Genomic DNA, 26,291 nt, shown 5'->3' with positions numbered 1-26,291 from the left:
TCATCCGTTGAAGGAAAGGCTCAGTGGGTGCGGGTCACTTTGCTCAGGTGCCGTGGCTGGTCCGGGTCCATGCCCCGGGCCTCGGCAAGGCTTGCTGCCATGCCGTAGAAACTCTGGATCGCCAGGATCGGATCGAGGACCGGGTGTTCGGCCCGGCCCAGGGTCAGGTCGCGTTCGACGATGTCGTCCGGTGCCGCCAGCAGCACCCGGGCGCCACGCTGGCGCATGTCGGCGGCAAGGCTGATCAGGCCGGCTTGCTCCGCTCCCCGTGGGGCGAACACCAGCAGCGGGTAGTTATCGCCGATCAGCGCCATCGGGCCGTGGCGAACTTCCGCGCTGCTGAAGGCTTCGGCCTGGATCGCCGAGGTTTCCTTGAGTTTCAGCGCCGCTTCCTGGGCGATGGCGAAACCGGCGCCACGGCCGATCACCATCAACCGTTGGCTATCGCGCAAGGCCTCGACGGCCGGGCTCCAGTCCTGGGTCGCGGCTTCGCGCAGCCCCTGGGGCAGGGCGAGGCCGGCTTCCAGCAACTGCGCGTCCTGTTTCCAGTGGGCGATCAGGCGGGCGCTGGCGCTGAGGGTGGCGATAAAGCTCTTGGTCGCCGCCACGCTGCGTTCGGCGCCGGCGTGCAGCGGCAGGCAGAACTCGCTGGCGGCTTCCAGCGGGGTGTCCTGAGCGTTGACCATGGCCACGCTCAAGGCCCCGCGTTTGCGCAGCAGGCGCATGCTGTTGACCAGGTCGGGGCTCTGCCCGGACTGGGAAAAGGCGAACGCCGCCTGGCCGCTGACCCGCAGCGGCGCCTGTTGCATGGTCACCACCGACATCGGCAGGGACGCGACCGGGAAACCCAGCTGCTGCATGGTCAGGTAGGCGAAATAGCTGGCGGCATGGTCGGAGCTGCCGCGGGCGACGGTCATCACCACTTGCGGCGGCTGGCGGTTCAGGCGCCCGGCGACTTCGATCAGTTGCGGGTCCAGGTGCTGCAATTGGCCTTCGACGGCCGTGGCGGCGGACAGCGCCTCTTCAAGCATTTTTGAAGTCAATGTCTTCTCCTTCGACCATCACGGCGGTCAGTGTGAGTGAGCGGTCCAGGCACACGCAGTCGGCCCAGCTGCCGACCTGCAAGCGCCCGCGTTCGGCCAGGCCGAGATAATCGGCGGGAAACTGTGACAAGCGTTGCGACGCCTCGGCCAGAGGCAGGCCGATCTTCACCAGGTTGCGCAAGGCCTGGTCCATGGTCAGGGTGCTGCCGGCCAGGGTGCCGTCCGGCAGGCGCACGCCGCCCAGGCATTTGGTCACGGTGTGGCTGCCGAGCTTGTATTCGCCGTCCGGCATGCCGGCCGCCGCGGTGGAGTCGGTGACGCAGTACAGGCAGGGGATCGAGCGCAGGGCCACGCGCATGGCGCCGGGGTGCACGTGCAGCAGGTCGGGGATCAGTTCCGCGTACTGGGCGTGGGCCAGGGCGGCGCCGACTATGCCCGGCTCACGGTGATGCAGCGGGCTCATGGCGTTGTACAGGTGGGTGAAGCTGGTGGCCCCGGCGTCGAGCGCGGCCACGCCTTCCTCGTAGCTGCCCAGGGTGTGGCCGATCTGCATGCGGATGCCGCGGGCGCTGAGGGCGCGGATCAGCGCGTCATGGCCGGCGATTTCCGGGGCGATGGTGATCACCCGGATCGGCGCCAGGCGCAGGTAGGCCTCGACTTCGGCCATCAGCGCGGTATGGGCGAAATTGGGCTGGGCACCGAGCTTGCCCGGGTTGATGTACGGGCCTTCCAGGTGCACGCCCAGTACCCGGGCGCTGCCGCTGGGGCGCTGTTCGCAGTATTCGCCGATGGCGCCGAGGACCCGGGTGATCTCCTCGGTCGGCGCGGTCATGGTGGTGGCCAGCAGCGAGGTGGTGCCAAAACGTACGTGGGTGCGGGTGATGGTCTCGAACGCCGGGGCGCCTTCCATGATGTCCTTGCCGCCGCCGCCGTGCACATGCAGGTCAATGAAGCCCGGCAGCAGGTAGGGCAGGTCGTTGTCTGCCGGGTCGCAGGGGCTGCCTTCGATGCCGGTGACCTTGCCGTCCCGGTGGTTCAGGTGGCCGCGAATCCAGCCTTGCGGGGTGAGGATGTTGTGTTCGGACATGGGCAGCTCTCTGGGACGGGTTCTTGGCGACTCGGCGGCCTGGCTCGGCGGCCTGGTTTAGCGACGTAGCTCGGCGACGAAGTCGTAGTAGTCGTTGCGGCAATAGGTGTCGGTGACTTCGATCGGGGTGTTGTCCTCGAGGTAGCCGACGCGGGTCATCAGCAGCATCGCGGTGCCGGGGGCGATGCCCACCAGGGCGGCGAACTCGGCGGAGGCGTTGATCGCCTGGATATGCTGCAGGGCGCGGACCACCGGGCGGCCGATGCCATCGAGGTAGGCGTAGAGCGAGTCGCCGATGGCGTCCGGCTGGGCAATGATCGTGGCCGGCAGGGTGCTCATTTCGATCGCCATCACCGTGTCGTCGGCTTTGCGCAGGCGCTTGAGGCGCGCCACCTTGTCGTTCGGCGACAGGCCGAGGCGGATCAGTTCTTCGTGGGTCGGCGTGGTGATTTCCCGCTCCAGCCATTGGGAGCCGGGCACGAAGCCCTTGAGGCGGAGCATTTCGCTGAAGCCCGACAGCCGCAACAGCGGTTGTTCCAGGCGTGGGGTAATGAAGGTGCCGGAGCCCTGGCTGCGGCGGATCAGGCCTTGTTCGAACAGCACTTCCAGGGCCTTGCGCGCGGTGACGCGGGAGATATTGAGCATCTCGCTCAGGTTACGTTCCGAGGGCAGGGCCTGTTCGGCTTTCCACTGGCCGGCATGGATCGCGGCTTCAAGGTTGCGCGCCAGTTGCAGGTACAGCGGGGTCGGCTGGGTATCGTCAGGGCGCAGGGCCAGGATGTGGTTCATCTGTCGAGATTCCGATGCGTTATTGGTTTGTTGTCGCCCGGTAATGTGGCAAAAACTAATACCACTTAAATACCATGTCAACGCCAGTAGTGTGACGATAACGCACGAAAACAGGCACCTTATGGGCGTTGGTGGAGATGGTTTGGGTAAGTGGTATTAAGGCGGTCTGGCCGTGAATGCGAAAATCGCAGGGGCGGCGGTTTTTCGAGCGGGAATTGGTATTCACCTTTCGAAGCCGGCGCGGCCTGCGATTTTTTTTGTAACTGAGGTGTTTTAGCGGCGTTTCAGCGAGGAATCAGGGGCGGATTTCGATCATCGTGCCGTCCGGGACCAGGCCCCAGACTTCGCGCATGTCGACGTTGCGCATGGCGATGCAGCCGTCGGTCCAGTCCAGGGTATGGAAGTACTGCTCGGGGTAGTCTTCGCTGTCCGGAGTGCCGTGGATCATGATCATGCCGCCGGGCTCCACGCCCTCGCGGCGTGAGCGGGCGGAATCGCTGATGTTCGGGTAGGAGATATGCATGGCCAGGTTGAAGCGGTCGCTGGTCTTGCGCCAGTCCAGCCAGTAGAAGCCTTCCGGAGTGCGCTTGTCGCCTTCCATGAGCTTCGGCCCCTTGGGTCGTTTACCCAGGGAAATGCGGTAGGTCTTGATGGGTTTGCCGTCGTTGATCAGTTGCAACTGATGGGCCGACTTGAGGACCAGGACTTTTTCGATGACCTTGCCGTTCAGGGTATCCGTCGCGGAGGCGTGGGAGACCGCGATAACCGAGCAGCAGAAAAGAGCGAGCAACCAGCGCATGAAACGATATCCCTAAGAGTACACAGGTGCCGCGTACGTTTTGTTGTTTAAGTGAGGGCAGGCTGAGCCAGGGGCGGAATGGACTCGGAACGCACGGGGTAGTCCTCGTTCCGCCGGTCAGCGAAGAAACATTCTAAGGTACGCCCGACTGTGCGAAAAGCCAGCTCGGACCAGGGGATGTCGGCTTCTTCGAAAAGCCGGACTTCCAGGCTCTCTTCGCCAGCGGCGAAATCCAGGTCCGCCAGTTCGGCGCGGAAGAAGACATGCACCTGGCTGATATGCGGGACGTCGATCAGGGTATAGATGCTCAGGTTGCGGACCCGGGCGCAGGCCTCCTCGAACGTCTCGCGAATCGCCGCCTGTTCGACCGTCTCGCCGTTCTCCATGAAACCGGCCGGCAGCGTCCAGTAACCACGACGCGGCTCGATCGCGCGCCGGCACAGCAGCACCTGGGTACCCCAAGTCGGCAGGCAGCCGGCGACTATGTTCGGGTTCTGGTAATGGATGGTCTGGCAGTTGTCGCAGACAAAACGCAGGCGCGAATCGCCTTCGGGAATGCGCTGGGTGACCGGGTGACCGCACTGGCTGCAGAATTTCATGCTGGGTATCCGAAAAGGCTGCGCCTATCTTGGCGTGCACGGGGCTTTGTCGGCAAGTTGTCGTTACGCGACATGGCGTGGATCGGGGCTTGGGCGGTCGGTTTGTTTGGTGCATGATGCAAGGTAGTCGACAGATCGAGAAGACTCATGCTGGACGAGCTACTGCACCGGGTAAGCAACCATACGCCGCGACCGCTGGAGACGGATCGACGTTTCCCCGAGGCCGCCGTGCTGGTGCCCATTACCCGCAGTGACGAGCCTGAGCTGGTGCTGACCCTGCGCGCCAAAGGATTGTCCACCCACGGCGGCGAAGTGGCGTTCCCCGGCGGCCGCCGCGACCCGGAAGACCCCGACCTGGTTTTTACCGCCCTGCGCGAAGCCGAAGAGGAAATCGGCCTGCCCCCGGGGCTGGTGGAAGTGATCGGCCCCCTGAGCCCGCTGATTTCCCTGCACGGGATCAAGGTCACGCCCTATGTCGGGGTGATTCCCGATTACGTCGAATACCTGGCCAATGACGCCGAGATCGCCGCGGTGTTCAGCGTGCCGCTGGAGTTTTTCCGCCAGGACCCGCGCGAGCATACTCACCGCATCGATTATCAGGGCCGCAGCTGGTACGTGCCGAGCTACCGCTTTGGCGAGTACAAGATCTGGGGCCTGACGGCGATCATGATCGTCGAGCTGATCAACCTGCTGTATGACGCCCAGATCAGCCTGCACCAGCCGCCCAAAAGCTTTATCAATATTTGAAGCCATCGCTCGTATGGCCTGAACCCTGCTGTATACGTGAACCTGCCTGGCCTTGAGGACAATAGATATGAAATACCGCCTGGGCGACGCCCGTGTCGAAACCCACCCGCAAAGCTGGGTCGCACCCAATGCCACGCTGGTGGGCAAGGTCAAGCTGGAGGAGGGGGCCAACGTCTGGTTCAACGCGGTGCTGCGTGGCGACAACGAGCTGATCCTGATCGGCAGGAACAGCAACGTGCAGGACGGCACGGTGATGCATACCGACATGGGCTTTCCGCTGACCATCGGCACCGGCGTGACCATTGGCCACAACGCCATGCTGCATGGCTGCACCGTCGGCGACTACAGCCTGATCGGCATCAACGCGGTGATTCTCAACGGCGCGAAGATCGGCAAGAACTGCATCATTGGCGCCAACTCGCTGATCGGCGAAGGCAAGGAGATCCCCGACGGTTCGCTGGTGATGGGCTCGCCGGGCAAGGTGGTCCGTGAACTGACCGAGCAGCAGAAGAAGATGCTCGAAGCCAGCGCCGCGCACTATGTGCATAATTCCCAGCGTTACGCCCGCGATCTGGCCGAGCAAGAACAATGAACGAACCCGAAAAACCTGTCCGTTCGCCCTGCGTGAGCATCTGCGCGCTGGACGATGACGATATCTGCACCGGTTGCCAGCGCACGGTGAGCGAGATCACCCGCTGGAGCCGCATGGACAACGCCGAGCGCCGCGAGGTGCTGGCGCTGTGTCATGAGCGCGCCAAGTCCAGCGGGGTGCTGTGGATGATCGGCACCCAGTCCGGCTAGACGGCTATCTCGGGCCAGCTCCCGTCTGGCCCATCCCACCCGCCTGAAGTACCCTGTGCGCCTTACTGACAGGTACTTTTCGCCCCATGCTCTTCCTGATCGCCTATATCGGCAGTGTCGTGCTGATCAACTACGCTTTTTCTACCGCTCCGCACCTGGACATCATCTGGTCGGCCTGGGGCGGGCTGGTGTTCGTCCTGCGGGACATGGTGCAAACCCGCTTCGGTCATGGCGCGCTCGTCGCCATGCTGGTGGCGCTGGTGCTGTCCTACGTGACCTCCGACCCGGCCATCGCCCTGGCCAGCGCCACGGCGTTCGCGGTCTCCGAGTGCATCGATTGGCTGGTGTTCAGCATCACCAAGCGCCCACTGCACGACCGCCTGTGGATAAGTTCAGCGTTGAGCATTCCCCTGGACACCTTTATCTTTTTCGGCCTGATCGACGCGCTGACCCCGGGCGTGATCCTCACCGCGCTGGGTTCTAAGTTCGCCGGCGTGACCGTGGTCTGGCTGGCCATGGCCTGGCGTTTGCGCAAGGCGGCGTGCGCCGGCTGAGGCCAAAGCGCGCGGTTCATGTAAAATGCCGCGCTTTCTTCCCCATGGGCCGCCCGCCTGGTGCGCGACCCTCGATGATCCGCTCCTTTTTGAGGACCTTCAGATGACCCGTATCGGAACTCCATTGTCGCCAACCGCGACCCGCGTTTTGCTGTGTGGCTGTGGTGAGTTGGGCAAGGAAGTGGTGATCGAGCTGCAACGCCTGGGCGTTGAGGTGATTGCCGTGGATCGCTACGCCAATGCGCCGGCCATGCAGGTCGCCCATCGCAGCCATGTGATCAACATGCTCGACGGCGCCGCGCTGCGCGCAGTGATCGAGGCGGAGAAGCCGCACTTCATCGTGCCGGAGATCGAAGCCATCGCCACCGCCACCCTGGTGGAGCTGGAGTCTGAAGGGTTCACCGTGATCCCGACCGCCCGGGCTGCCCAGTTGACCATGAACCGTGAAGGCATCCGTCGCCTGGCCGCCGAAGAGCTGGACCTGCCGACTTCGCCTTACCACTTCGCCGACACCTTCGAAGACTACCGCAAGGCGGTGGACGACTTGGGCTTCCCTTGCGTGGTCAAGCCGGTGATGAGTTCCTCGGGCAAGGGCCAGAGCCTGCTGCGCAGCGTCGACGACGTGCAGAAGGCCTGGGACTACGCCCAGGAAGGCGGGCGTGCCGGCAAGGGCCGGGTGATCATCGAAGGTTTCATCGATTTCGATTACGAAATCACCCTGCTGACCGTGCGCCATGTCGGCGGCACCACCTTCTGCGCGCCGGTCGGCCACCGTCAGGAGAAGGGCGATTATCAGGAGTCCTGGCAGCCCCAGGCCATGAGCCCGAAAGCCCTGGCCGAGTCCGAGCGCGTGGCCAAGGCCGTGACCGAGGCCCTGGGAGGCCGTGGCCTGTTCGGCGTCGAGCTGTTCGTCAAGGGCGATCAGGTCTGGTTCAGCGAAGTCTCGCCGCGTCCCCATGATACCGGCCTGGTGACCCTGATTTCCCAGGACCTGTCGCAGTTCGCCCTGCATGCGCGGGCGATTCTCGGCCTGCCGATCCCGTTGATCCGTCAGTTCGGCCCGTCGGCTTCGGCGGTGATCCTGGTGGAAGGCCAGTCGACCCAGACCGCTTTCGCCAACCTGGGCGCGGCACTGAGCGAGCCGGATACAGCCCTGCGCCTGTTCGGCAAGCCTGAAGTCAACGGTCAGCGCCGCATGGGCGTGGCCCTGGCGCGCGACGAGTCGATCGAGGCCGCGCGGGCCAAGGCGACCCGCGCTTCCCAGGCGGTCGTTGTAGAACTGTAAAAAGCATCGCGGGCAAGTCGGATCGCCGCCCGCTCGCTCCTACAAGGGTTGCGCTGAACCTGTAGGAGCGAGCTTGCTCGCGAAGCATTCTTTCAGGCGACCTGGTCCAGGTCGTTATTGCGCGTTTCCTTCAGGCACAGCACAGCGATCAGGCTGAGCACCGCTGCCGCCGACACATACCCGCCAACCCAACTCAATCCCCCCATCGCCACCAGCTTCTGGGCGAAGAACGGTGCCGCCGAGGCGCCGACGATGCCGCCCAGGTTATAGGCCGCCGATGCGCCGGTATAACGCACGTGGGTCGGGAACAGCTCGGGCAGCAGGGCGCCCATCGGGGCGAAGGTCACGCCCATCAGGAACAGCTCGATGCACAGGAACAGCGCCACGCCCCAGGTCGAGCCCTGGGTCAGCAGCGGTTCCATGGTGAAGCCGGAGAGAATCGCCAGCAGGCCGCCGATGATCAGCACCGGCTTGCGTCCATAGCGGTCGCTGGCCCAGGCCGACAGCGGCGTGGCCGCGGCCATGAACAGCACCGCGAAGCACAGCAGGCCGAGGAAGGTTTCGCGGCTGTAGCCGAGGGTCGCGACGCCGTAGCTCAGCGAGAACACCGTCGAGATATAAAACAGCGCGTAGCACACCACCATCGCCGCAGCGCCCAGCAGCACCGGCAGCCAGTACTGGCTGAACAGCTCGACCAGCGGCATCTTGACCCGCTCCTGGCGGGCGATGGCGTTGGCGAATACCGGGGTTTCATGCAGCTTCAGGCGCACATACAGGCCGACCAGCACAAGGGCGGCGCTGAGCAGGAACGGGATCCGCCAGCCCCAGGAGCGGAACTGTTCGTCGCTCAGGCTCATGGCCAGGGTCAGGAACAGGCCGTTGGCCGCGAGAAAACCGATCGATGGTCCCAACTGCGGGAACATGCCGAACCAGGCGCGTTTGCCTTTGGGCGCGTTTTCCGTGGCGAGCAGCGCGGCGCCGCCCCATTCGCCGCCCAGCCCCAGGCCCTGGCCGAAGCGCAGCAGGCACAGCAGGATCGGCGCCCAGGCGCCAATGCTGTCATAGCCGGGCAGTACGCCGATCAGCGTGGTGCACACGCCCATCAGCAGCAGCGATGCCACCAGGGTCGACTTGCGGCCGATCCGGTCGCCGAAGTGGCCGAACAGCGCCGAGCCCAGGGGGCGGGCGAGGAAGGCAATGCCGAAGGTCAGGAATGCCGAGAGCATCTGGGCGGTGCCGGACGTCTGCGGGAAGAATACCGGGCCGATCACCAGTGCGGCGGCGGTGGCGTACACGTAGAAGTCGTAGAACTCGATGGCGGTGCCGATAAAGCTGGCGGTGGCCACGCGGCTGGCGGAGTTGGTCGGCTGGGCAGGCACGGAGGCGCTGTAAGTGGTGCTGGTCGTCATGCGGTTATCCCTGACAGTCATGTGCTCCATGGGAGCGAATTATTATGGTCGAACACCCAGGGATGTGGGTTTGGCGCAGGCGCGGCTCGGGGGTGGGAGCGGGCGCCGGACGGAAACGGGCGGAGTAGGGCAGAAGCCGCTGGGTGCGGGTAGCACGCGGGTTCTGCGGGGCTTGGGTAAGCGGATCGATTATAGGAAGGCCCCTAACGATCAAACAAGCGGGACTTGCTGCCCTGTAGCCGCTAGCGCAGCCTGCGTTCGACGGCGCAGCCGGCGCAAAGTCTGCCTGCGCGGTGTGTCAGGCAGAAGGTGGATGCAGGGTTTGCGACCGCTTCGCGGTCGATCGCAGCCTCGCGGGCTCGGCAGCGGCTACAGGGCGGGTGCGGTGAGCGGTTTGGTGTGCCAGATCAGCACGCGACTGACCCGGTTGTCCTCGGTTTCGAGGATTTCCAGGCGGTAGCGGCCGATCTTCAGGCAAACGGCGCTGTCGGGAATGGTCTCCAGCGCTTCGGTGACCAGGCCGTTGAGGGTTTTCGGGCCGTCGCAGGGCAGGTGCCAGCCCAGGCTCTTGTTCAGCTCGCGAATCGAGGCGGCGCCTTCGATCACGAAACGTCCGTCGGCCTGGGGATGGATATGCGGGTTGTCGAGGCTGTGTTCGCTTTCGAATTCGCCGACGATTTCTTCGAGGATGTCTTCCAGGGTGACGATGCCCAGCACTTCGCCGTACTCGTCCACCACCATGCCCAGGCGGCGCTGCTGCTTGTGGAAATTCAGCAGTTGCAGCTGCAGCGGGGTGCTTTCCGGCACGAAGTAAGGTTCGTGGCAGGCCGCCAGCAGCGCCTCCTGGGTCAGGCTGGCATCCGCCAGCAGGTGACGGATCTGGCGGGTGTTGAGGACCGCCTCGACCTGGTTGATATCGCTGTGGAACACCGGCAGGCGGGTGCGCTTGGACAGGCGCAGCTGCTCGATGATGTCGGCGATGGGGTCGTCGAGGTTGATCCCGTCGACCTCGCTGCGCGGCACCAGGATGTCATTGACGGTGATGTTGTCCAGGGCATGGATGCCCGACACCGGGTGCGGACGGCCGTTGGCATGTTCTTCGGCGCCGTCCGGGTCAGCGGCCTGCTCGTCTTCGCTCTGCCTGACGGCGCCGGCCTTGCGGGTAAAGGGGCGCAGCAACAGCTGGCTGATGCTGTCGAGCAGCCAGGCCGCGGGGTAGATGATCTTCAGCGGCACGCCCAGCAGGGTATTGCCCAGGCTGAGGATCGCATCCGGATAACGGGTGGCCAGGGTGCGCGGGAGGTAGTCGGCGAGTACCAGCAACACGCTGGTGGCGAGCAGGCAGGCCAGCCAGGGGCCGTTTTCCGCCCACTGCAGGAGCGCCAGCAAGGTACTGATGATGACCGCCAGCACCCGGCACAGGGTGTTGCAGAGAATCAGGCTGTCGCGCGGGAAGCTCAGGCGCGCCAGCGGTTTGTCGCCGGAGCGCGAAGCGGTGCGCAGGGTCAGCAGGTGTTGCTGGGCGGCTTCGATGGCGGTGAACAGCCCCGACCACAGCACCAGCAAGGCCAGGACCACGAGCATCGGCTCTATGGGCAGGTTGTCCATTATCGCCGCTCGTCAGATATGCAGGATGTATTCACGGACCAGCTTGCTGCCGAAGTACGCCAGCATCAGCAGGCAGAAGCCGGCCAGGGTCCAGCGAATCGCCTTGTGTCCGCGCCAGCCGAGGCGGTTGCGGCCCCACAGCAGCACGCTGAACACCACCCAGGCCAGGCAGGCCAGCAGGGTCTTGTGCACCAGGTGCTGGGCGAACAGGTTCTCGACGAACAGCCAGCCGGAGATCAGCGACAGCGAAAGCAGGGTCCAGCCGGCCCAGAGAAAGCCGAACAGCAGGCTTTCCATGGTCTGCAGCGGCGGAAAGTTCTTGATCAGCCCGGATGGGTGCTTGTGCTTGAGCTGGTGGTCCTGCACCAGCAGCAACAGGGCCTGGAACACGGCGATGGTGAACATGCCGTAGGCGAGGATCGACAGCAGGATATGGGCGAGGATGCCTGGCTCTTCGTCGATCACCGGCACCGTGCCGGTGGGCACGAACTGCGCCAGCAGCACGGTCAGCGCCCCCAGGGGAAACAGCAGGACCAGCAGGTTCTCCACCGGAATGCGCGAGCAGGCCAGCAGGGTCAGGGCAATCACCGCGGCGGCGATCAGGCTGGCGGCGCTGAAGAAGTCCAGGCCCAGGCCCACGGGCGTCATCAGGTGGGTCAGGAGGCTGGCGCTGTGGGCAAGCAGGGCAAGGATGCCGAGCGAGACCAGCAGGCGCTTGTTCGTCTTGGCGGCTTGAGCCAGACGAGTGCCTTGATAGAGGGTCGCAGCGGCATAGAGACAGGCGGCGGCGAGGGTGGTTAGCAAGCTGGGTGACAAGGGGAGCATAAATCCTGTTAGGCAAGCCCGAAAGTCGTTGAGTTTGGCATAGAACCGCCATCACACGAAAGACCGTGCAACCAGACGGCGGCTGTGCGTCGCACGCAGTCTTCGCTATAATCCGCGACCTGCCCACGGAGCACCTCTTTATATAGGGGCCCCGAGCCGCCATTACCTCGGTCTACTTAGGGCCTGAAAGGATCGCGCATGTTTGAAAACCTAACCGACCGTCTCTCGCAGACGCTGCGCCATGTCACCGGCAAGGCCAAGCTGACCGAGGACAACATCAAAGACACCTTGCGCGAAGTGCGCATGGCGTTGCTCGAAGCCGACGTCGCCCTGCCGGTGGTCAAGGATTTCGTCAACTCGGTGAAGGAACGTGCGGTCGGCACTGAAGTGTCGCGCAGCCTGACCCCGGGCCAGGCGTTCGTGAAGATCGTCCAGGCCGAACTCGAAAGCCTGATGGGCGCGGCCAACGAAGATTTGAACCTGAGCGCCGTGCCGCCTGCCGTCGTGCTGATGGCCGGTTTGCAGGGCGCCGGCAAGACCACCACCGCCGGCAAGCTCGCGCGCTTCCTTAAAGAGCGCAAGAAGAAGAGCGTGATGGTGGTTTCGGCCGACGTTTACCGTCCGGCGGCAATCAAGCAGCTCGAAACCCTGGCCAATGACATTGGCGTAACCTTCTTCCCGTCCGACCTGAGCCAGAAGCCGGTCGCGATCGCCGAAGCGGCTATTAAAGAAGCCAAGCTCAAGTTCATCGACGTGGTCATCGTCGACACCGCCGGTCGTCTGCACATCGACGCCGACATGATGGATGAGATCCAGGCGTTGCATGCGGCGGTCAAGCCGGTGGAAACCCTGTTCGTGGTCGACGCCATGACCGGCCAGGACGCCGCCAACACGGCCAAGGCCTTTGGCGACGCACTGCCGCTGACCGGCGTGATCCTGACCAAGGTCGACGGCGATGCCCGTGGCGGTGCCGCGCTGTCGGTACGTGCGATCACCGGCAAGCCGATCAAGTTCATCGGTATGGGCGAGAAGAGCGAAGCGCTCGAACCGTTCCACCCTGAGCGTATCGCTTCGCGCATCCTCGGCATGGGCGACGTGCTCAGCCTGATCGAGCAGGCCGAACAGACCCTCGACAAGGAAAAAGCCGACAAGCTGGCGAAAAAGCTGAAAAAAGGCAAAGGCTTCGACCTCGAAGACTTCCGCGACCAGCTGCAACAGATGAAGAACATGGGCGGCCTCGGTGGCCTGATGGACAAGCTGCCGAATATCGGTGGCGTGAACCTGGCGCAAATGGGCAATGCCCAGGGCGCGGCCGAGAAGCAGTTCAAGCAGATGGAAGCCATCATCAACTCCATGACCCCGGCCGAGCGCCGCGACCCCGAGCTGATCAGCGGTTCGCGCAAGCGTCGGATCGCCATGGGTTCCGGCACCCAGGTGCAGGACATCGGTCGCTTGATCAAGCAGCACAAGCAGATGCAGAAGATGATGAAGAAATTCTCCGCCAAGGGCGGGATGGCGAAAATGATGCGCGGCATGGGCGGAATGTTGCCCGGCGGCGGCATGCCGAAGATCTGAAGAATCCGCGCCGGCAGCCATGCCGGCGTTTCCCGCGGGGACGCGGGACCTCCAGCAAACCCGCGCTTGGCGGGAGCTGACTTGCCGTTGTTGCCAACGGCCCTATAGCAAATCTGGATGGCAGCCGGTAGGCGCCGGAAAAAGTCATTTGCAAAAGTCCGGATATTCCTTAGAATATGCGGCCTTTCGGGCACCCATGCCCGCTGTGCATTTAGATTTGCAGCACCGACTACAGGAACGATGTTCACATGCTAACAATCCGTCTTGCCCTTGGCGGCTCCAAAAAGCGCCCGTTTTACCACTTGACCGTGACCGACAGCCGTAACCCACGCGACGGTTCGCACAAAGAACAAGTTGGCTTCTTCAACCCGATCGCTCGTGGTCAAGAAGTCCGCCTGTCCGTGAACCAAGAGCGCGTAGCCTACTGGCTGAGCGTTGGTGCACAACCGTCTGAGCGCGTTGCTCAGCTGTTGAAGGAATCGGCTAAGGCTGCAGCCTGAACCCTATGAACGCGACGCCTGCTCCTGCTGATGATTTGATCGTTATCGGCAAAATCTACTCTGTTCACGGCGTTCGCGGCGAAGTGAAGGTTTATTCCTTTACTGATCCGATTAAAAACCTGTTGGATTACAAAACCTGGACGCTCAAGCGCGAAGGTAGCGTGAAACAGGTTGAGCTGGTCAGCGGACGGGGGAATGAAAAATTCCTGGTCGCAAAGCTCAAGGGTCTCGATGATCGTGAAGAAGCGCGTCTTCTGGCCGGTTATGAGATCTGCGTGCCGCGCAACCTGTTCCCTGAACTGACCGACGGCGAGTACTACTGGTACCAGCTGCAAGGTCTCAAGGTCATCGACACTCACGGACAACTGTTCGGGAAGATCGATCACCTGCTGGAGACCGGCTCGAACGATGTAATGGTGGTCAAGCCTTGCGCTGGCAGCCTGGATGATCGCGAACGCCTGTTGCCCTATACCGAGCAATGCGTGTTGGCCGTCGACCTGGCAGCGGGCGAGATGAAGGTGGATTGGGACGCGGACTTCTGAACGTGGCTAGCCTGCGCGTAGAAGTGATCAGTTTGTTTCCCGAGATGTTTTCCGCCATCAGCGACTACGGCATAACCAGCCGCGCGGTGAAACAGGGGCTCTTGCAGCTGACCTGTTGGAATCCGCGAGACTACACCACGGATCGACATCACACTGTGGACGATCGCCCATTTGGCGGTGGCCCGGGCATGGTGATGAAGATCAAGCCCCTGGAAGATGCTCTGGTTCAGGCCAGGCAGGCAGCCGGGGAGGGCGCGAAGGTGATTTACCTGTCGCCCCAAGGCCGCAAACTGACTCAGTCGGCGGTACGCGAGTTGGCGAATGAGGATGCATTGATCCTGATTGCCGGTCGTTATGAAGGCATTGACGAGCGTTTTATTGATGCTCATGTCGATGAAGAGTGGTCGATTGGCGACTATGTACTCTCCGGTGGCGAGCTGCCGGCGATGGTCCTGATTGATGCGGTTACGCGACTGCTGCCCGGAGCTTTAGGGCATGCGGATTCCGCGGAGGAAGATTCCTTCACGGATGGTCTGCTGGATTGCCCGCACTACACCCGACCGGAGGTGTATGCGGATCAGCGTGTTCCCGACGTGTTGCTGAGTGGCAACCACGCACACATCCGGCGTTGGCGTTTACAGCAGTCCCTTGGTCGGACCTATGAACGACGCGCCGATCTTCTGGAAAGCCGCTCGCTTTCTGGAGAAGAGAAGAAGCTGCTCGAGGAATACATCCGCGAGCGGGACGATAGTTAACAACGTATCGATGGTAGATCCGACGATTTACCTTAGGAGCACAGCATGACCAACAAAATCATTCTTGCACTCGAAGCAGAGCAGATGACCAAAGAGATCCCAGCCTTTGCCCCGGGCGACACCATTGTCGTTCAGGTGAAAGTGAAGGAAGGCGATCGTTCCCGTCTGCAAGCGTTCGAAGGCGTTGTAATCGCCAAGCGTAACCGCGGCGTGAACAGTGCATTCACCGTTCGTAAAATCTCCAACGGTGTTGGCGTAGAGCGTACTTTCCAGACTTACAGCCCGCAAATCGACAGCATGGCTGTCAAGCGTCGCGGTGACGTACGTAAAGCCAAGCTGTACTACCTGCGCGACCTGTCGGGTAAAGCAGCTCGCATCAAGGAAAAACTGGTTTAAGTCCAGCTTCCGATGCAGAAAAAAGCAGCCTACGGGCTGCTTTTTTGTTGCCCGTCATTTAATCCCCGAAATGTGTTTCAGGCAGTAGAACCATGAGCCCCCGCGAGCAAGAGATCCAACGCCGGACCGAGCTGTCGGTGACCCGCGTGACCAAGGCGGTATTCCCGTCGACCACCAACCACCACAACACCCTGTTCGGCGGCACCGCGCTGGCCTGGATGGACGAAGTGTCGTTCATCGCCGCGACCCGTTTCTGCCGGTTGCCGCTGGTGACCGTGTCCACCGACCGTATCGACTTCAATCACCCGATTGCCGCCGGCTCCATCGTCGAGCTGGTGGGACGGGTGGTAAAGGTCGGCAATACCAGCCTCAAGGTCGAGGTTGAAGTGTTCGTCGAGAGCATGAGCTGCGATGGGCGAGAGAAGGCCATCCATGGCCTGTTCAGCTTTGTCGCCATCGATGATGACAAACGCCCGGTACCGGTGCTGCCGGGGTTTGTCGACTGATGGATTGATCAAAAGCAAGCTCGCGGTTACAGGCGCGAGCTTGCCGGCGATATGTTTCAGCCCGCCGCCGTATCCTTCTGAATCAACGCCACCAGGGTCCAGCCCGCGGAGGGCTTGAGGGCGCTGCCTGGCGTTACCACATGCACCCAGCCGCTGTTGTCGCGAGCGAACAGCAGAGTCGCCCGCTCACCATGCAGCGCCTGGTAATCCTCCCAGCCAAAACCTTCGGTCAGGTTGGTGCTGTACAGCTCCGCACCCTGTCCCAGCAAGCTGGCCAGTTTGCTGTAGGACAGCGCCTCGCTACCCAGCAGGTGCCCGCGATGTTCATGGCTGGCCCGGTGCTTGTCGGTGCGCCGGCTTTCCTGGCTGTTGGCCAGGCCGAACAGGCGCTGATGGCCGAAGTCGTGGCGAAAACGCATGGAGGCCAAGGTGTTCAATTCGCCGGAAGGCGACAGCGCCAGCAGATGGCCAAGCCCCACCAGGTCCAGATGGGCATCGGCATGTTGCGATGCCGGGTTGCCGAAATAGGTCGGCAGGCCGTCCATGCGCGCGGCACGGATGTTTTCCCAACTCGAATCGGTCAGCAGAACGCGGCTGCCCAGTTGTTGCAGGGCCTTGCCGATGGCTCGCGCCGGAGCGTTCGCGCCGACGATCAGGAAGCCGCTTGGCGCCGGTTCCGCGACCTTCAGCAGGCGGGCCAGCGGCCGCGCGGTGGCGCTTTGCAGCACCACGGTGCCGATGATCACGGCAAAGGTCAGCGGCACCAGCAGCAGCGCCCCTTCGTGACCGGCCTGGTCCAGGCGAATGGCGAAGATCGCCGAGACCGCCGCGGCAACGATGCCCCGAGGCGCGATCCAGGCCAGCAGGGCCCGCTCGCGCCAGCTCAGGTTCGAGCCAGCGGTGGACAGCAGTACGTTCAACGGTCGGGCGATGAACTGGATCACCAGCAGCAGAATCAACACCAGCGGCCCCAGGGCGATCAGGGCATGCAGGTCCAGGCGCGCCGCCAGCAGGATGAACAGCCCGGAAATCAGCAGCACGCTGAGGTTTTCCTTGAAGTGCAGGATGTGCCGGACGTCGACGTCCTTCATGTTGGCCATCCACATGCCCATCAGGGTCACGGCCAGCAGGCCGGATTCATGCATCACCTGGTTGGCGCCGATGAAGATGCCCAGCACCGCTGCCAGCGTGGCCAGGTTGTGCAGGTATTCCGGCAGCCACTGGCGGCGCATGATGGTGCCCAGCACCCAGCCGCCGACGATGCCGAACAGGCTGCCGCAGAGGATCACCCCGCCGAAGGTCATCAGGCTGTGCTGCAGGCCCTGGCCCTCGGCGCTGGCGATGATGAAGCTGTAGACCACCACCGCCAGCAGGGCACCGATCGGGTCGATGACGATGCCTTCCCAGCGTAGGATGTTGGCGATCGACGCCTTGGGCCGCACCACCCGCAGCATGGGCACGATCACGGTGGGCCCGGTGACCAGGGTCAGGGTGCCGAACAGCAGCGCCAGCAGCCAGTCGAAGCCCAGCAGCCAGTGCGTGGCCAGGGTGATCACTGCCCAGGTCGAAAGGGCGCCGATGGTCACCAGCCGGTGCACCACCTTGCCGATCTCGCGCCACTCCGACAGGTGCAGGGTCAGGCTGCCTTCAAACAGGATCAAGGCCACCGCCAGCGACACCAGTGGCATCAGCAGCGGGCCGAACAGTTCCTGCGGGTCGAGCCAGCCCAGGACCGGGCCGGCGAGAATGCCGCTCAACAGCAGGAACAGAATGGCCGGCAGTTTCAGGCGCCAGGCCAGCCATTGGCAGCCCACTGCCGCCACGCCTATGCCGCCAAAGGCCAACAGAATCTGTTGTTCGTTCATTGAAGCTCCCTGTTCCTTGAAATAGCGGGCTATGAAAGACTAGCGACCCTCTGCACAGTTCACTATTTATTTGCGCCCGGCCTCAAGGCCGCGCCTTTCGAGTATTTATGCCTGCCATCGACCATCCCCTGATAGACCGTTTCCTCGATGCGCTATGGCTGGAAAAAGGCCTTTCGGACAACACCCGAGAGGCCTATCGCAGCGACCTGGCGTTGTTCAACGGTTGGCTGCAAGAGAAGGGGCTGGAGCTGAAAGAGGCCGGCCGCGAGCTGATTCTCGATCACCTCGCCTGGCGGGTGGAGCAGGCCTACAAGCCACGCTCGACCGCGCGTTTTCTCTCCGGGGTGCGCGGCTTCTATCGTTACCTGCTGCGGGAAAAACTGATCGCCGTGGACCCCACGCTGCAAGTCGACATGCCGCAGCTGGGGCGGCCGTTGCCCAAGTCCCTGTCGGAGGCCGATGTCGAGGCCCTGCTGGCCGCTCCCGACCTCAGCGAGGCTATCGGCCAGCGCGATCGCGCCATGCTTGAAGTCCTGTATGCCTGTGGCCTGCGGGTGACCGAGCTGATCAGCCTGACCCTGGAGCAGGTCAACCTGCGCCAGGGCGTGTTGCGGGTGATGGGCAAGGGCAGCAAGGAGCGCCTGGTGCCGATGGGCGAGGAAGCGATTGTCTGGGTCGAGCGCTACATGCGCGATGCCCGGGGCGAACTGCTCGGCGGGCGGCCCAGCGATGTGCTGTTCCCCAGCCAGCGTGGCGAGCAGATGACCCGGCAGACCTTCTGGCACCGGATCAAGCATCAGGCCAAGGTCGCCGGGATCGGTAAGTCGCTGTCGCCGCACACCTTGCGGCACGCCTTCGCCACCCATCTGCTCAACCACGGTGCCGACCTGCGGGTGGTGCAGATGCTGCTTGGCCATAGCGATCTGTCGACCACCCAGATCTACACCCATGTCGCCCGGGCCCGTTTGCAGGACCTGCATGCCAAGCACCATCCTCGAGGCTGAGTGAGGCATCGGTCACGGCTCCGCGCCGATCGGCAAATGACCGGCTTGGCTCAGCGGGAGCCCGCCAGGCGGGCCTTATGTGGTAGGCTTTGCCGGTTTACAAAGTGGGCCGTTATGACCCGGTGTTCCAGTACGGGCGTTCTGACCGTCCCATTTGTCCGCCTTCAGGAGTTCCCAATGCGCGTGACCCAGATAATTGCCGCCGCAGCCATTGCGTTGGCCAGTACCTTTGTTATGGCCGATGACGCCGCCGAAAAAGCGATTCGTAAAAGCCTCCAGGGCCTGCAGCTCGAAGTCCCGGTAGAAAGCATCAGCGCCAGCCCGCTGCCCGGTGTCTATGAAGTCAAGCTCAAGGGCAGCCGCGTGCTGTACGCCAGCGCCGACGGCCAGTTCGTGATGCAGGGCTACCTGTTCCAGCTCAAGGACGGCAAGCCGGTCAACCTGACCGAAAAGACCGAGCGCCTGGGCGTGGCCAAGCTGATCAACGCCATTCCGGTCGCTGAAACCGTGGTCTACCCGGCCATCGGCGAAACCAAGACCCACATCACCGTCTTCACCGACACCACCTGCCCGTACTGCCACAAGCTGCACGCCGAAGTGCCCGAGCTGAACAAGATGGGCGTGGAAGTGCGTTATGTCGCCTTCCCGCGCCAGGGCCTGGGTTCGCCGGGCGACGAGCAGTTGCAGGCGGTCTGGTGCTCGGCCGACAAGAAAGCGGCCATGGACAAGATGGTCGATGGCAAGGAAATCAAGGCCGCCAAGTGCGCCAACCCGGTTTCCAAGCAATTCGCCCTGGGCCAGTCGATCGGGGTGAACGGCACGCCGGCCATCGTTTTGGCTGACGGCCAAGTGATTCCGGGCTACCAGCCTGCGCCACAAGTCGCCAAACTGGCGCTGGGCGCGAAATAATCCTGCGTCGTCGAGCCTTTGACGATCATGACGCGGCGGTTGTGGCCGACGCGTCATTAATAGAGAGCCGTGTGGTTTGCGGCTGTTTTCCACGGCCGACCTAGTGTCGGCCGTTTCATGGGGAGTTCAGAGTGAATCCGGTCAAAGTGGGCATCTGTGGGCTGGGTACCGTCGGTGGCGGTACCTTCAATGTACTTCAGCGTAACGCCGAGGAAATTGCTCGTCGTGCCGGGCGTGGAATCGAAGTGGCACAAATTGCCATGCGCACGCCAAAGCCTCAGTTCCAAACGACCGGTATTGCGATTACCAACGATGTGTTCGAAGTGGCCACGAACCCTGAGATCGACATCGTCATAGAGCTGATGGGCGGCTATACCGTTGCCCGCGAGCTGGTACTCAAGGCCATCGAGCATGGTAAACATGTGGTCACCGCCAACAAGGCGCTTATCGCCGTACACGGTAACGAAATTTTCGCCAAGGCCCGTGAGAAGGGCGTGATCGTGGCGTTCGAGGCCGCCGTGGCGGGTGGTATTCCGGTCATCAAGGCGATCCGCGAAGGCCTGTCGGCCAACCGTATCAACTGGGTGGCCGGGATCATCAACGGCACTGGCAACTTCATCCTCACCGAAATGCGCGAGAAGGGTCGCACCTTCGAAGACGTGCTGGTCGAGGCCCAGGCCCTGGGTTACGCCGAAGCCGACCCGACCTTCGACGTCGAAGGCATCGACGCCGCGCACAAGCTGACCATCCTGGCGTCCATCGCCTTTGGTATCCCGCTGCAGTTCGACAAGGCCTACACCGAAGGCATCACCAAGCTGACCACCGCCGACGTGAACTACGCCGAGGCCCTGGGCTATCGCATCAAGCACCTGGGCGTGGCCCGCCGCACCGATGCCGGCATCGAGCTGCGCGTGCACCCGACGCTGATCCCGGCCGATCGCCTGATCGCCAACGTCAATGGTGTGTTCAACGCGGTGATGGTCAATGGCGACGCCGTCGGCTCCACCCTGTACTACGGCGCCGGCGCCGGCATGGAGCCGACCGCTTCGTCGGTGATCGCCGACCTGGTGGACGTGGTTCGCGCCATGACCAGCGACCCGGAAAACCGTGTGCCGCACCTGGCCTTCCAGCCGGACTCGCTGTCGGCGCACCCGATCCTGCCGATCGAGGCCTGCGAAAGCGCCTACTATCTGCGGATCCAGGCCAAGGATCATCCGGGCGTACTGGCCCAGGTGGCGAGCATCCTGTCCGAGCGCGGCATCAACATCGAGTCGATCATGCAGAAAGAGGTCGAAGAACACGACGGCCTGGTGCCGATGATCCTGCTGACCCACCGTGTGGTGGAACAGCGCATCAACGATGCGATCACCGCGCTGGAAGCCCTGCAGGGCGTGGTCGGTCCGGTCGTGCGGATCCGTGTCGAACATCTGAATTAATTCAGCGGCAAGCGCCAAGCCGCAAGCTGCAAGTAAAAGCCGATTCGCTTTGACTTGTCGCCTGTCACTTGAAGCTTGCAGCTCCACACCAAAGGTTTGCTTATATGCGTTACATCAGCACCCGCGGCCAGGCACCGGCCCTGAATTTCGAAGACGTCCTGCTGGCCGGTCTGGCGAGCGACGGCGGTCTGTACGTACCGGAAAACCTGCCACGTTTCACCCAGGAGGAAATCGCTTCCTGGGCCGGCCTGCCGTATCACGAGCTGGCGTTCCGGGTGATGCGCCCGTTCGTCACCGGCAGCATTCCGGATGCCGACTTCAAGAAAATCCTTGAGGAAACCTACGGCGCTTTCTCCCACAACGCCATCGCCCCGCTGCGCCAGCTCAACGGCAACGAGTGGGTCCTGGAGCTGTTCCACGGCCCGACCCTGGCGTTCAAGGACTTCGCCCTGCAACTGCTGGGTCGCCTGCTGGACTACGTGCTGGAGAAGCGCGGCGAGCGCGTGGTGATCATCGGCGCCACTTCCGGTGATACCGGTTCGGCCGCCATCGAAGGCTGCAAGCGTTGCGACAATGTCGATATCTTCATCCTGCACCCGCACAACCGTGTGTCCGAAGTGCAGCGCCGGCAGATGACCACCATCTTCGGCGAGAACATTCACAACATCGCCATCGAAGGCAACTTCGACGACTGCCAGGAAATGGTCAAGGCCAGCTTCGCCGACCAGGGCTTCCTCAAGGGCACCCGCCTGGTGGCGGTGAACTCGATCAACTGGGCGCGGATCATGGCCCAGATCGTCTACTACTTCCACGCAGCCCTGCAGCTGGGCGGCCCGGCGCGTTCGGTGGCGTTCTCGGTGCCGACCGGCAACTTCGGCGATATCTTCGCCGGTTACCTGGCGCGCAACATGGGCCTGCCGATCAACCAGCTGATCGTCGCCACCAACCGCAACGACATCCTGCACCGCTTCATGAGCGGCAACCAGTACGTCAAGGAAACCCTGCACGCCACCCTGTCGCCGTCGATGGACATCATGGTCTCGTCGAACTTCGAGCGCCTGCTGTTCGACCTGCACGGTCGCAACGGTGCCGCGCTGGCTCAGCTGATGGACTCCTTCAAGCAGGGTGGCGGTTTCAGCGTCGAGCAGGAGCGCTGGACTGAAGCGCGCAAGCTGTTCGACTCCCTGGCCGTGGACGACGCCCAGACCTGCGAGACCATCGCCGAAGTCTTCGCCCAGACTGGCGAAGTGCTCGACCCGCACACCGCGATCGGCGTGAAGGCTGCCCGTGAGTGCCGTCGCAGCCTGGACATCCCGATGGTGGTGCTGGGTACCGCGCATCCGGTGAAGTTCCCGGAAGCGGTGGAGCAGGCCGGGATCGGCAAGGCCCTGGAATTGCCAGCGCACCTGTCCGATCTGTTCGAGCGCGAAGAACGTTGCACTGTCCTGGCCAACGACCTGAAGGCCGTCCAGGCCTTTGTCAGCCAGCACGGCAATCGCGGCAAACCGCTCTGATCGACTGACATCGATCGTCAACAAGGCCCGTCTCTGACGGGCCTTGTCTTTTTTACACAGGCTGTTTATCGCGGCGTGCCTTCAATGACGGAGCTCAAGGACAGGGCTCAAGGACAGGGCGGCGACGCGTCGAGGATCATTCACAGGATGCTTATGTTGCTGCGCCCGGTTTTGTGCACATTGATGGTTTTGGCGACGCTGGCCCTGGCCCCGTGCCTGATGGCGGCGCAGAACCTGCCCTTCAAGCTGGTGCCGGCCTTCGTCGAACTGGAGCCGCTCACCCTGGCCCCGGTCGAACGGCAATGGCTGGCGGGCCGTGGCACCTTGAAGGTGGGCATTTCGATCGATGACTACCAGCCGATCGACATCACGCGCGACCGCAATCGTTACCAGGGCATCAGCGCCGACTACCTGAGCCTGGTCGGCGAACGCCTGGGCGTGTCCCTGGAAGTCCTGGGGTTCTCTGAGCGTGAACAGGCGGTCGAGGCGTTGCGCACGGGGGCGATCGACATCCTGACCAGCGCCAACGGCTACGAGCGTGGCGCCGCGGGGCTGCATTTTTCCAGTGACTACATGCCCGACCGCGCGGTGGTGGTGGTGCGCCGGGACGAGGCGGAAATTCCCGAAGACCTGGCCGGCAAGAAAGTGGTGCTGCTGGAGGGGTATGCGGACGCGAAGGTCGCCCACGCCGCCTATCCCCACAGCCAGATCATTCTCTCGCCCAATCTGTACAGCGGCCTGGAAGCGCTGAAGCAGGGGGATGTCGATGCCTTTATCGGCAATGAGGTGATCGTCCGTGCCTACAAGGCGCTGCGCCCTTACCTGGGGTTGCAGATCCGCACCGAAAGCCGGCTGCCGCCGATCGGCTTTGCCTTCGCCACGCGCCAGAGCGACCCGTTGTTGAGCCGCCTGATCGAGCGAGCGCTGGAGAGCATCGACGACTCCACGGATCGGGAGATCCTGGCCCGCTGGACCACCGGGCTGGGCGCCAGCACCAGCGACGAGCGGATCAAGTTGAGCAAGTCGGAGCGCGCCTGGCTGCTCGAACATCAGCATGTGGTGGTGGCTTCCCAACAGTACCCACCCTATGTGTTCAAGGACAAGGACGGTCAGTGGACCGGGCTGAACATCGACCTGCTCAACCGCATCTCGAGAATGACCGGCCTGCAGTTCATCCAGGAGGAAAGCTTTTCCACGACCCATACCCTGGACCTGCTGCTCAAGGGCCGGGCCCAGATGAACACCACCTTGTCGGCCAATGACGAGCGCTGCGGCTTCCTCGACTTCACCCACCCCTTTGGCGGTTCGGCCTGGGTGTTCGTGGTCCGCGCCGAGGACATCCAGCTCAACACCTTCAGCCAGTTGGCGGGCAGGGTGCTGGCGCTGCCGGCCAAGCATGCGCTGGAGAGCTACGTCCGGCAGAACTACCCGAAGGTCCGCCTGCGTTCGGTTGCTACCTATCAAGAGGCGCGGGCCCTGGTGGCCAATGGCGAGGCCGACGCGACCATCCAGAATGAAGTCGAAGTGCAGGGTTATCCGGCGAACGGGCTGCGCATCGGCCGCAGCGTCGAAGGCAAGTGGTCGGCCGACGAGTTGTCGGTGCGCCGGGACCAGCCCGAGCTGCTGAGCATTCTGAACAAGGCCCTGGAGGCCTTCCCGGTGGCCGAGCTCAGCGCCATCCGCCAGAAGTGGCTGGGGGTGACGCCGGTGCCGGTGCCCATGTGGCAGCGGGTGCCGGTGTGGATCTACTGGGTCACCTTCACCGCCATCCTGTTCGGCCTGCTGTCCCTGGCCTGGAACACCCGGCTCAAGGGGCAGATCCGCCAGCGCCTGCAAGCCGAGCAACGCCTCAACGACCAGCTGGCGTTCAAGCGCGCCTTGCTCGACGGTATCCCCAACCCGATCTTCGTCCGCAACCTGGCCGGGCGCCTGATCACCTGCAACAAAAGCTATGAAATCCAGACCGGCATGCGTCTGGAACAGATCAAGGGGCTGTGCCTGACCGAGCTGGATGTCTTGCCCGAGGCCACGGCCCGGCAGTTGCACCGCGAGTTCCTGGAGCTGCTGGAGTCGCAGGAGTCGGTGTTCGTCGACCGTCAGATCGAGTCCAGAAGGGGCCCGGTGCATGTCTATCAATGGACAGTGCCGTTCTACAGCGCCCAGGGTGAATTGCAGGGGTTGCTGGGGGGCTGGATCGATATCACCGAGCGCAAGCGCCTGGAGGAAGAGCTGCTGCAAGCGCGTCGCGCGGCGGATCAGGCGAACTACGCCAAGAGCGCCTTTCTCTCGACCATGAGCCACGAAATACGCACGCCGATGAATGCGATCATCGGTTTGCTGGAACTGGAAAAGGAACAGGCGCGCCTGCGCGGCATGCCGTTTTCCGATGCGCTGCGCGTGGCCTACCAATCGGCGCAGGAGCTGGTCGGCCTGATGGGCGACAACCTCGACCTGGCCAAGATCGAGGCCGGGCACATGCAGCTGGCGCCACAGACCGTGGCCCTGCGAGGCTTCTTCGAAGACATACAGCAATTGTTCGAGGTCACCGCGCGCAACAAGGGGCTGCACCTGACGCTGGCCTTCGACAAGGCGGCGGACGGCTTCTACTGGCTCGACCCGCTGCGCCTGCGCCAGGTGCTGCACAACCTGCTGAGCAATGCCCTGAAGTTCACCCAGGCCGGCGAGGTGCGGGTGTCCGTGGAGCGCCAGGCCGATGAACATGGCGCCGACCGTTTGTGCATCAGCGTGGCCGACACCGGGTCGGGCATCAGCCCCGAGAAGCAGGCGAGCCTGTTCGATCCGTTCATTCAGGCCCATCTGCCGACGACGCCGGAGCAGGGCGGCACCGGCCTGGGCCTGAGCATCTGCAAGCAACTGGTGGAGCTGATGGGCGGGCGCATTCTGCTGCAAAGCCAACCCGGCATGGGAACCACCGTGACCCTTGAGCTTTACCCGGAACAGGTGGTCGAGGATTTCAGCCAGTCGCCCCAGGTGACCCGCGAGCGCCCGCAGAGCCGTCGCATGTCGGTGCTGGTGGTGGACGACGTGCGCGCCAATCGCATGGTGCTCAGCCAGCAACTGATGTTCCTCGGGCACAAGGTGGTGGCGCTCGACAGCGCCGAGGCGGCGCTGGCGCGCTGGCAGGGCGAGGCGTTCGACCTGGTGATGACCGACTGCCACATGCCGGGCATGAGCGGTTATCAGCTGAGCGAAGCAATACGGCAGATCGAGGCGCGGGAAGGGCGTGACGCCTGCCCGCTGATCGGTTGCACGGCCAATGCCTTCGAGGATGAGCAGCAACGCTGCGAGCAGGCCGGCATGGATGAACTGCTGGTCAAGCCGGTGACCCTGGACCGGCTGGCGCAGATGCTTGCGCGCTTCTTGCCGCCGCCGTCCTTCGACATCCAGACCTTGCGCAGCATGACCCAGGCCGACGAGCCGATCCTGCAACGCATGCTACGCGAGCTGTGGAGCAACCTGGGGCAGGAGCAGGCGGCCCTGGAATCGGCGGTGCTGGAGCAGGACTGGGCGCGTATCGGCGCCTCCACGCACCGCCTCAAAGGGGTGTGCTGCCTGATCGATGCGCTGCCGCTGGCCCAGGTCTGCATCGACCTGGAGGCCGTTGCCCGGGCTCGCTCGACGGCGGTGCTGGCGGAGCACTGGCTGCGCCTGAAGGAGGCCATCGGCTGCTTGCGCAGCGATATCGAGCCATACCTGGGTAGCGATTAAGACTTGTCTTATGG

General features: G+C 63.3%; 25 protein-coding genes. 16 read left to right on the top strand and 9 right to left on the bottom strand.

Features of this window, described 5'->3' with window-relative positions:
- Positions 1-20 precede the first annotated feature (20 nt).
- The 5 genes from BMY68_RS20060 to BMY68_RS20040 all read right to left on the bottom strand — a co-directional run bounded on the left by BMY68_RS20060 (position 21) and on the right by BMY68_RS20040 (position 4,317).
- Complete coding sequence (locus tag BMY68_RS20060; RefSeq protein ID WP_092160514.1) at positions 21-1,043, bottom strand: SIS domain-containing protein; 1,023 nt, start codon at positions 1,041-1,043, stop codon at positions 21-23.
- Complete coding sequence (nagA, locus tag BMY68_RS20055) at positions 1,024-2,130, bottom strand: N-acetylglucosamine-6-phosphate deacetylase (protein WP_038581899.1); 1,107 nt, start codon at positions 2,128-2,130, stop codon at positions 1,024-1,026. Before nagA ends, BMY68_RS20060 begins: the two co-directional genes overlap by 20 nt.
- Before the next feature lie 57 nt (positions 2,131-2,187).
- The gene (locus BMY68_RS20050) at positions 2,188-2,919 is read right to left on the bottom strand and encodes a GntR family transcriptional regulator (protein WP_085529906.1); all 732 of its coding nucleotides are present in this window, start codon (positions 2,917-2,919) and stop codon (positions 2,188-2,190) included.
- 295 nt (positions 2,920-3,214) lie between these two features.
- Positions 3,215-3,718 carry a L,D-transpeptidase family protein gene (locus tag BMY68_RS20045; RefSeq protein ID WP_009042315.1) on the bottom strand — a complete coding sequence of 168 codons (504 nt, stop codon included), beginning with the start codon at positions 3,716-3,718 and terminating at the stop codon, positions 3,215-3,217.
- 47 nt (positions 3,719-3,765) lie between these two features.
- Positions 3,766-4,317 (bottom strand): NUDIX hydrolase, encoded by a 552-nt coding sequence (locus BMY68_RS20040; RefSeq protein WP_085529907.1) that lies wholly within the window; start codon positions 4,315-4,317, stop codon positions 3,766-3,768.
- A 147-nt stretch (positions 4,318-4,464) separates the two neighbouring features.
- Here BMY68_RS20040 and BMY68_RS20035 point away from each other — a divergent pair, with 147 nt between their 5' ends.
- The 5 genes from BMY68_RS20035 (at position 4,465) to purT (ending at position 7,704) form a co-directional block, all read left to right on the top strand.
- Positions 4,465-5,064, top strand: a complete 600-nt coding sequence (locus BMY68_RS20035) for a CoA pyrophosphatase (protein WP_007927715.1) — start codon at positions 4,465-4,467, stop codon at positions 5,062-5,064.
- Between the two features lie 67 nt (positions 5,065-5,131).
- On the top strand, positions 5,132-5,656 hold the full coding sequence (locus BMY68_RS20030; RefSeq protein WP_007927713.1) for a gamma carbonic anhydrase family protein: 525 nt from the start codon (positions 5,132-5,134) through the stop codon (positions 5,654-5,656).
- Positions 5,653-5,865 carry a DUF1289 domain-containing protein gene (locus BMY68_RS20025; RefSeq protein WP_085529908.1) on the top strand — a complete coding sequence of 71 codons (213 nt, stop codon included), beginning with the start codon at positions 5,653-5,655 and terminating at the stop codon, positions 5,863-5,865. The genes BMY68_RS20030 and BMY68_RS20025 overlap by 4 nt, the downstream gene beginning before the upstream one ends.
- Before the next feature lie 86 nt (positions 5,866-5,951).
- The gene (locus tag BMY68_RS20020; protein ID WP_009042319.1) at positions 5,952-6,419 is read left to right on the top strand and encodes a VUT family protein; all 468 of its coding nucleotides are present in this window, start codon (positions 5,952-5,954) and stop codon (positions 6,417-6,419) included.
- Between the two features lie 103 nt (positions 6,420-6,522).
- Positions 6,523-7,704, top strand: a complete 1,182-nt coding sequence (purT, locus tag BMY68_RS20015) for a formate-dependent phosphoribosylglycinamide formyltransferase (RefSeq protein ID WP_009047140.1) — start codon at positions 6,523-6,525, stop codon at positions 7,702-7,704.
- A 92-nt stretch (positions 7,705-7,796) separates the two neighbouring features.
- Here purT and BMY68_RS20010 read toward each other — a convergent pair whose 3' ends face one another.
- From BMY68_RS20010 to ccsA, 3 genes are all read right to left on the bottom strand, one after another.
- Complete coding sequence (locus BMY68_RS20010; protein ID WP_062823578.1) at positions 7,797-9,113, bottom strand: MFS transporter; 1,317 nt, start codon at positions 9,111-9,113, stop codon at positions 7,797-7,799.
- 369 nt (positions 9,114-9,482) lie between these two features.
- Positions 9,483-10,721 carry a transporter associated domain-containing protein gene (locus BMY68_RS20005; RefSeq protein WP_085529909.1) on the bottom strand — a complete coding sequence of 413 codons (1,239 nt, stop codon included), beginning with the start codon at positions 10,719-10,721 and terminating at the stop codon, positions 9,483-9,485.
- 12 nt (positions 10,722-10,733) lie between these two features.
- Positions 10,734-11,546 (bottom strand): cytochrome C assembly family protein, encoded by an 813-nt coding sequence (gene ccsA / locus BMY68_RS20000; protein ID WP_007927682.1) that lies wholly within the window; start codon positions 11,544-11,546, stop codon positions 10,734-10,736.
- A 198-nt stretch (positions 11,547-11,744) separates the two neighbouring features.
- Between ccsA and ffh the strand changes: the two genes are divergently transcribed.
- The 6 genes from ffh to BMY68_RS19970 all read left to right on the top strand — a co-directional run bounded on the left by ffh (position 11,745) and on the right by BMY68_RS19970 (position 15,820).
- The gene (ffh, locus tag BMY68_RS19995; RefSeq protein ID WP_007927681.1) at positions 11,745-13,121 is read left to right on the top strand and encodes a signal recognition particle protein; all 1,377 of its coding nucleotides are present in this window, start codon (positions 11,745-11,747) and stop codon (positions 13,119-13,121) included.
- A 248-nt stretch (positions 13,122-13,369) separates the two neighbouring features.
- Complete coding sequence (rpsP, locus tag BMY68_RS19990; protein ID WP_007927680.1) at positions 13,370-13,621, top strand: 30S ribosomal protein S16; 252 nt, start codon at positions 13,370-13,372, stop codon at positions 13,619-13,621.
- Positions 13,622-13,626: 5 nt separating this feature from the next.
- Positions 13,627-14,163: a ribosome maturation factor RimM gene (gene rimM / locus BMY68_RS19985; RefSeq protein WP_007927679.1), complete on the top strand. Its 537-nt coding sequence runs from the start codon at positions 13,627-13,629 to the stop codon at positions 14,161-14,163.
- Positions 14,164-14,165: 2 nt separating this feature from the next.
- Positions 14,166-14,918 (top strand): tRNA (guanosine(37)-N1)-methyltransferase TrmD, encoded by a 753-nt coding sequence (trmD, locus tag BMY68_RS19980; protein WP_009042322.1) that lies wholly within the window; start codon positions 14,166-14,168, stop codon positions 14,916-14,918.
- Positions 14,919-14,963: 45 nt separating this feature from the next.
- Positions 14,964-15,314, top strand: a complete 351-nt coding sequence (gene rplS / locus BMY68_RS19975) for a 50S ribosomal protein L19 (protein ID WP_007927677.1) — start codon at positions 14,964-14,966, stop codon at positions 15,312-15,314.
- A gap of 92 nt (positions 15,315-15,406) precedes the next feature.
- On the top strand, positions 15,407-15,820 hold the full coding sequence (locus BMY68_RS19970; RefSeq protein WP_007927676.1) for an acyl-CoA thioesterase: 414 nt from the start codon (positions 15,407-15,409) through the stop codon (positions 15,818-15,820).
- Positions 15,821-15,876: 56 nt separating this feature from the next.
- Here BMY68_RS19970 and BMY68_RS19965 read toward each other — a convergent pair whose 3' ends face one another.
- Positions 15,877-17,685, bottom strand: coding sequence for a cation:proton antiporter (locus tag BMY68_RS19965; protein ID WP_085529910.1), 1,809 nt, complete (start codon positions 17,683-17,685; stop codon positions 15,877-15,879).
- 107 nt (positions 17,686-17,792) lie between these two features.
- On the opposite strand from BMY68_RS19965, the gene xerD reads away from it, so the two are divergent.
- From xerD to BMY68_RS19940, 5 genes are all read left to right on the top strand, one after another.
- The gene (gene xerD / locus BMY68_RS19960) at positions 17,793-18,689 is read left to right on the top strand and encodes a site-specific tyrosine recombinase XerD (protein WP_085529911.1); all 897 of its coding nucleotides are present in this window, start codon (positions 17,793-17,795) and stop codon (positions 18,687-18,689) included.
- 177 nt (positions 18,690-18,866) lie between these two features.
- The gene (locus BMY68_RS19955) at positions 18,867-19,598 is read left to right on the top strand and encodes a thioredoxin fold domain-containing protein (RefSeq protein WP_007927673.1); all 732 of its coding nucleotides are present in this window, start codon (positions 18,867-18,869) and stop codon (positions 19,596-19,598) included.
- A 131-nt stretch (positions 19,599-19,729) separates the two neighbouring features.
- Positions 19,730-21,034: a homoserine dehydrogenase gene (locus BMY68_RS19950; protein ID WP_007927672.1), complete on the top strand. Its 1,305-nt coding sequence runs from the start codon at positions 19,730-19,732 to the stop codon at positions 21,032-21,034.
- Between the two features lie 104 nt (positions 21,035-21,138).
- Complete coding sequence (gene thrC, locus BMY68_RS19945; protein WP_062823574.1) at positions 21,139-22,548, top strand: threonine synthase; 1,410 nt, start codon at positions 21,139-21,141, stop codon at positions 22,546-22,548.
- Positions 22,549-22,731: 183 nt separating this feature from the next.
- Complete coding sequence (locus BMY68_RS19940; protein WP_239694108.1) at positions 22,732-26,277, top strand: transporter substrate-binding domain-containing protein; 3,546 nt, start codon at positions 22,732-22,734, stop codon at positions 26,275-26,277.
- Positions 26,278-26,291 lie beyond the last annotated feature (14 nt).

The sequence above is a fragment of the Pseudomonas sp. NFACC41-3 genome (genome assembly GCF_900109505.1).
Classification (GTDB): domain Bacteria; phylum Pseudomonadota; class Gammaproteobacteria; order Pseudomonadales; family Pseudomonadaceae; genus Aquipseudomonas; species Aquipseudomonas chlororaphis.
The sequence above is the reverse complement of the archived record's forward strand: the minus strand, read 5'-3'. Positions and strand labels throughout refer to the sequence as shown.

Bases quoted from the DNA above. Each gene is read 5' to 3' on its own strand.
- ccsA (WP_007927682.1), bottom strand. From the start codon at position 11,546: ATGCTCCCCTTGTCACCCAGCTTGCTAACCACCCTCGCCGCCGCCTGT.
- BMY68_RS20005 (WP_085529909.1), bottom strand. From the start codon at position 10,721: ATGGACAACCTGCCCATAGAGCCGATGCTCGTGGTCCTGGCCTTGCTG.
- BMY68_RS20050 (WP_085529906.1), bottom strand. From the start codon at position 2,919: ATGAACCACATCCTGGCCCTGCGCCCTGACGATACCCAGCCGACCCCG.
- BMY68_RS20010 (WP_062823578.1), bottom strand. From the start codon at position 9,113: ATGACGACCAGCACCACTTACAGCGCCTCCGTGCCTGCCCAGCCGACC.
- purT (WP_009047140.1), top strand. From the start codon at position 6,523: ATGACCCGTATCGGAACTCCATTGTCGCCAACCGCGACCCGCGTTTTG.
- BMY68_RS20040 (WP_085529907.1), bottom strand. From the start codon at position 4,317: ATGAAATTCTGCAGCCAGTGCGGTCACCCGGTCACCCAGCGCATTCCC.
- BMY68_RS20020 (WP_009042319.1), top strand. From the start codon at position 5,952: ATGCTCTTCCTGATCGCCTATATCGGCAGTGTCGTGCTGATCAACTAC.
- BMY68_RS19955 (WP_007927673.1), top strand. From the start codon at position 18,867: ATGCGCGTGACCCAGATAATTGCCGCCGCAGCCATTGCGTTGGCCAGT.
- rpsP (WP_007927680.1), top strand. From the start codon at position 13,370: ATGCTAACAATCCGTCTTGCCCTTGGCGGCTCCAAAAAGCGCCCGTTT.
- rimM (WP_007927679.1), top strand. From the start codon at position 13,627: ATGAACGCGACGCCTGCTCCTGCTGATGATTTGATCGTTATCGGCAAA.
- xerD (WP_085529911.1), top strand. From the start codon at position 17,793: ATGCCTGCCATCGACCATCCCCTGATAGACCGTTTCCTCGATGCGCTA.
- BMY68_RS19970 (WP_007927676.1), top strand. From the start codon at position 15,407: ATGAGCCCCCGCGAGCAAGAGATCCAACGCCGGACCGAGCTGTCGGTG.
- BMY68_RS19965 (WP_085529910.1), bottom strand. From the start codon at position 17,685: ATGAACGAACAACAGATTCTGTTGGCCTTTGGCGGCATAGGCGTGGCG.
- ffh (WP_007927681.1), top strand. From the start codon at position 11,745: ATGTTTGAAAACCTAACCGACCGTCTCTCGCAGACGCTGCGCCATGTC.
- thrC (WP_062823574.1), top strand. From the start codon at position 21,139: ATGCGTTACATCAGCACCCGCGGCCAGGCACCGGCCCTGAATTTCGAA.
- rplS (WP_007927677.1), top strand. From the start codon at position 14,964: ATGACCAACAAAATCATTCTTGCACTCGAAGCAGAGCAGATGACCAAA.
- BMY68_RS19940 (WP_239694108.1), top strand. From the start codon at position 22,732: ATGGTTTTGGCGACGCTGGCCCTGGCCCCGTGCCTGATGGCGGCGCAG.
- BMY68_RS20030 (WP_007927713.1), top strand. From the start codon at position 5,132: ATGAAATACCGCCTGGGCGACGCCCGTGTCGAAACCCACCCGCAAAGC.
- BMY68_RS20035 (WP_007927715.1), top strand. From the start codon at position 4,465: ATGCTGGACGAGCTACTGCACCGGGTAAGCAACCATACGCCGCGACCG.
- nagA (WP_038581899.1), bottom strand. From the start codon at position 2,130: ATGTCCGAACACAACATCCTCACCCCGCAAGGCTGGATTCGCGGCCAC.
- BMY68_RS20025 (WP_085529908.1), top strand. From the start codon at position 5,653: ATGAACGAACCCGAAAAACCTGTCCGTTCGCCCTGCGTGAGCATCTGC.
- BMY68_RS20045 (WP_009042315.1), bottom strand. From the start codon at position 3,718: ATGCGCTGGTTGCTCGCTCTTTTCTGCTGCTCGGTTATCGCGGTCTCC.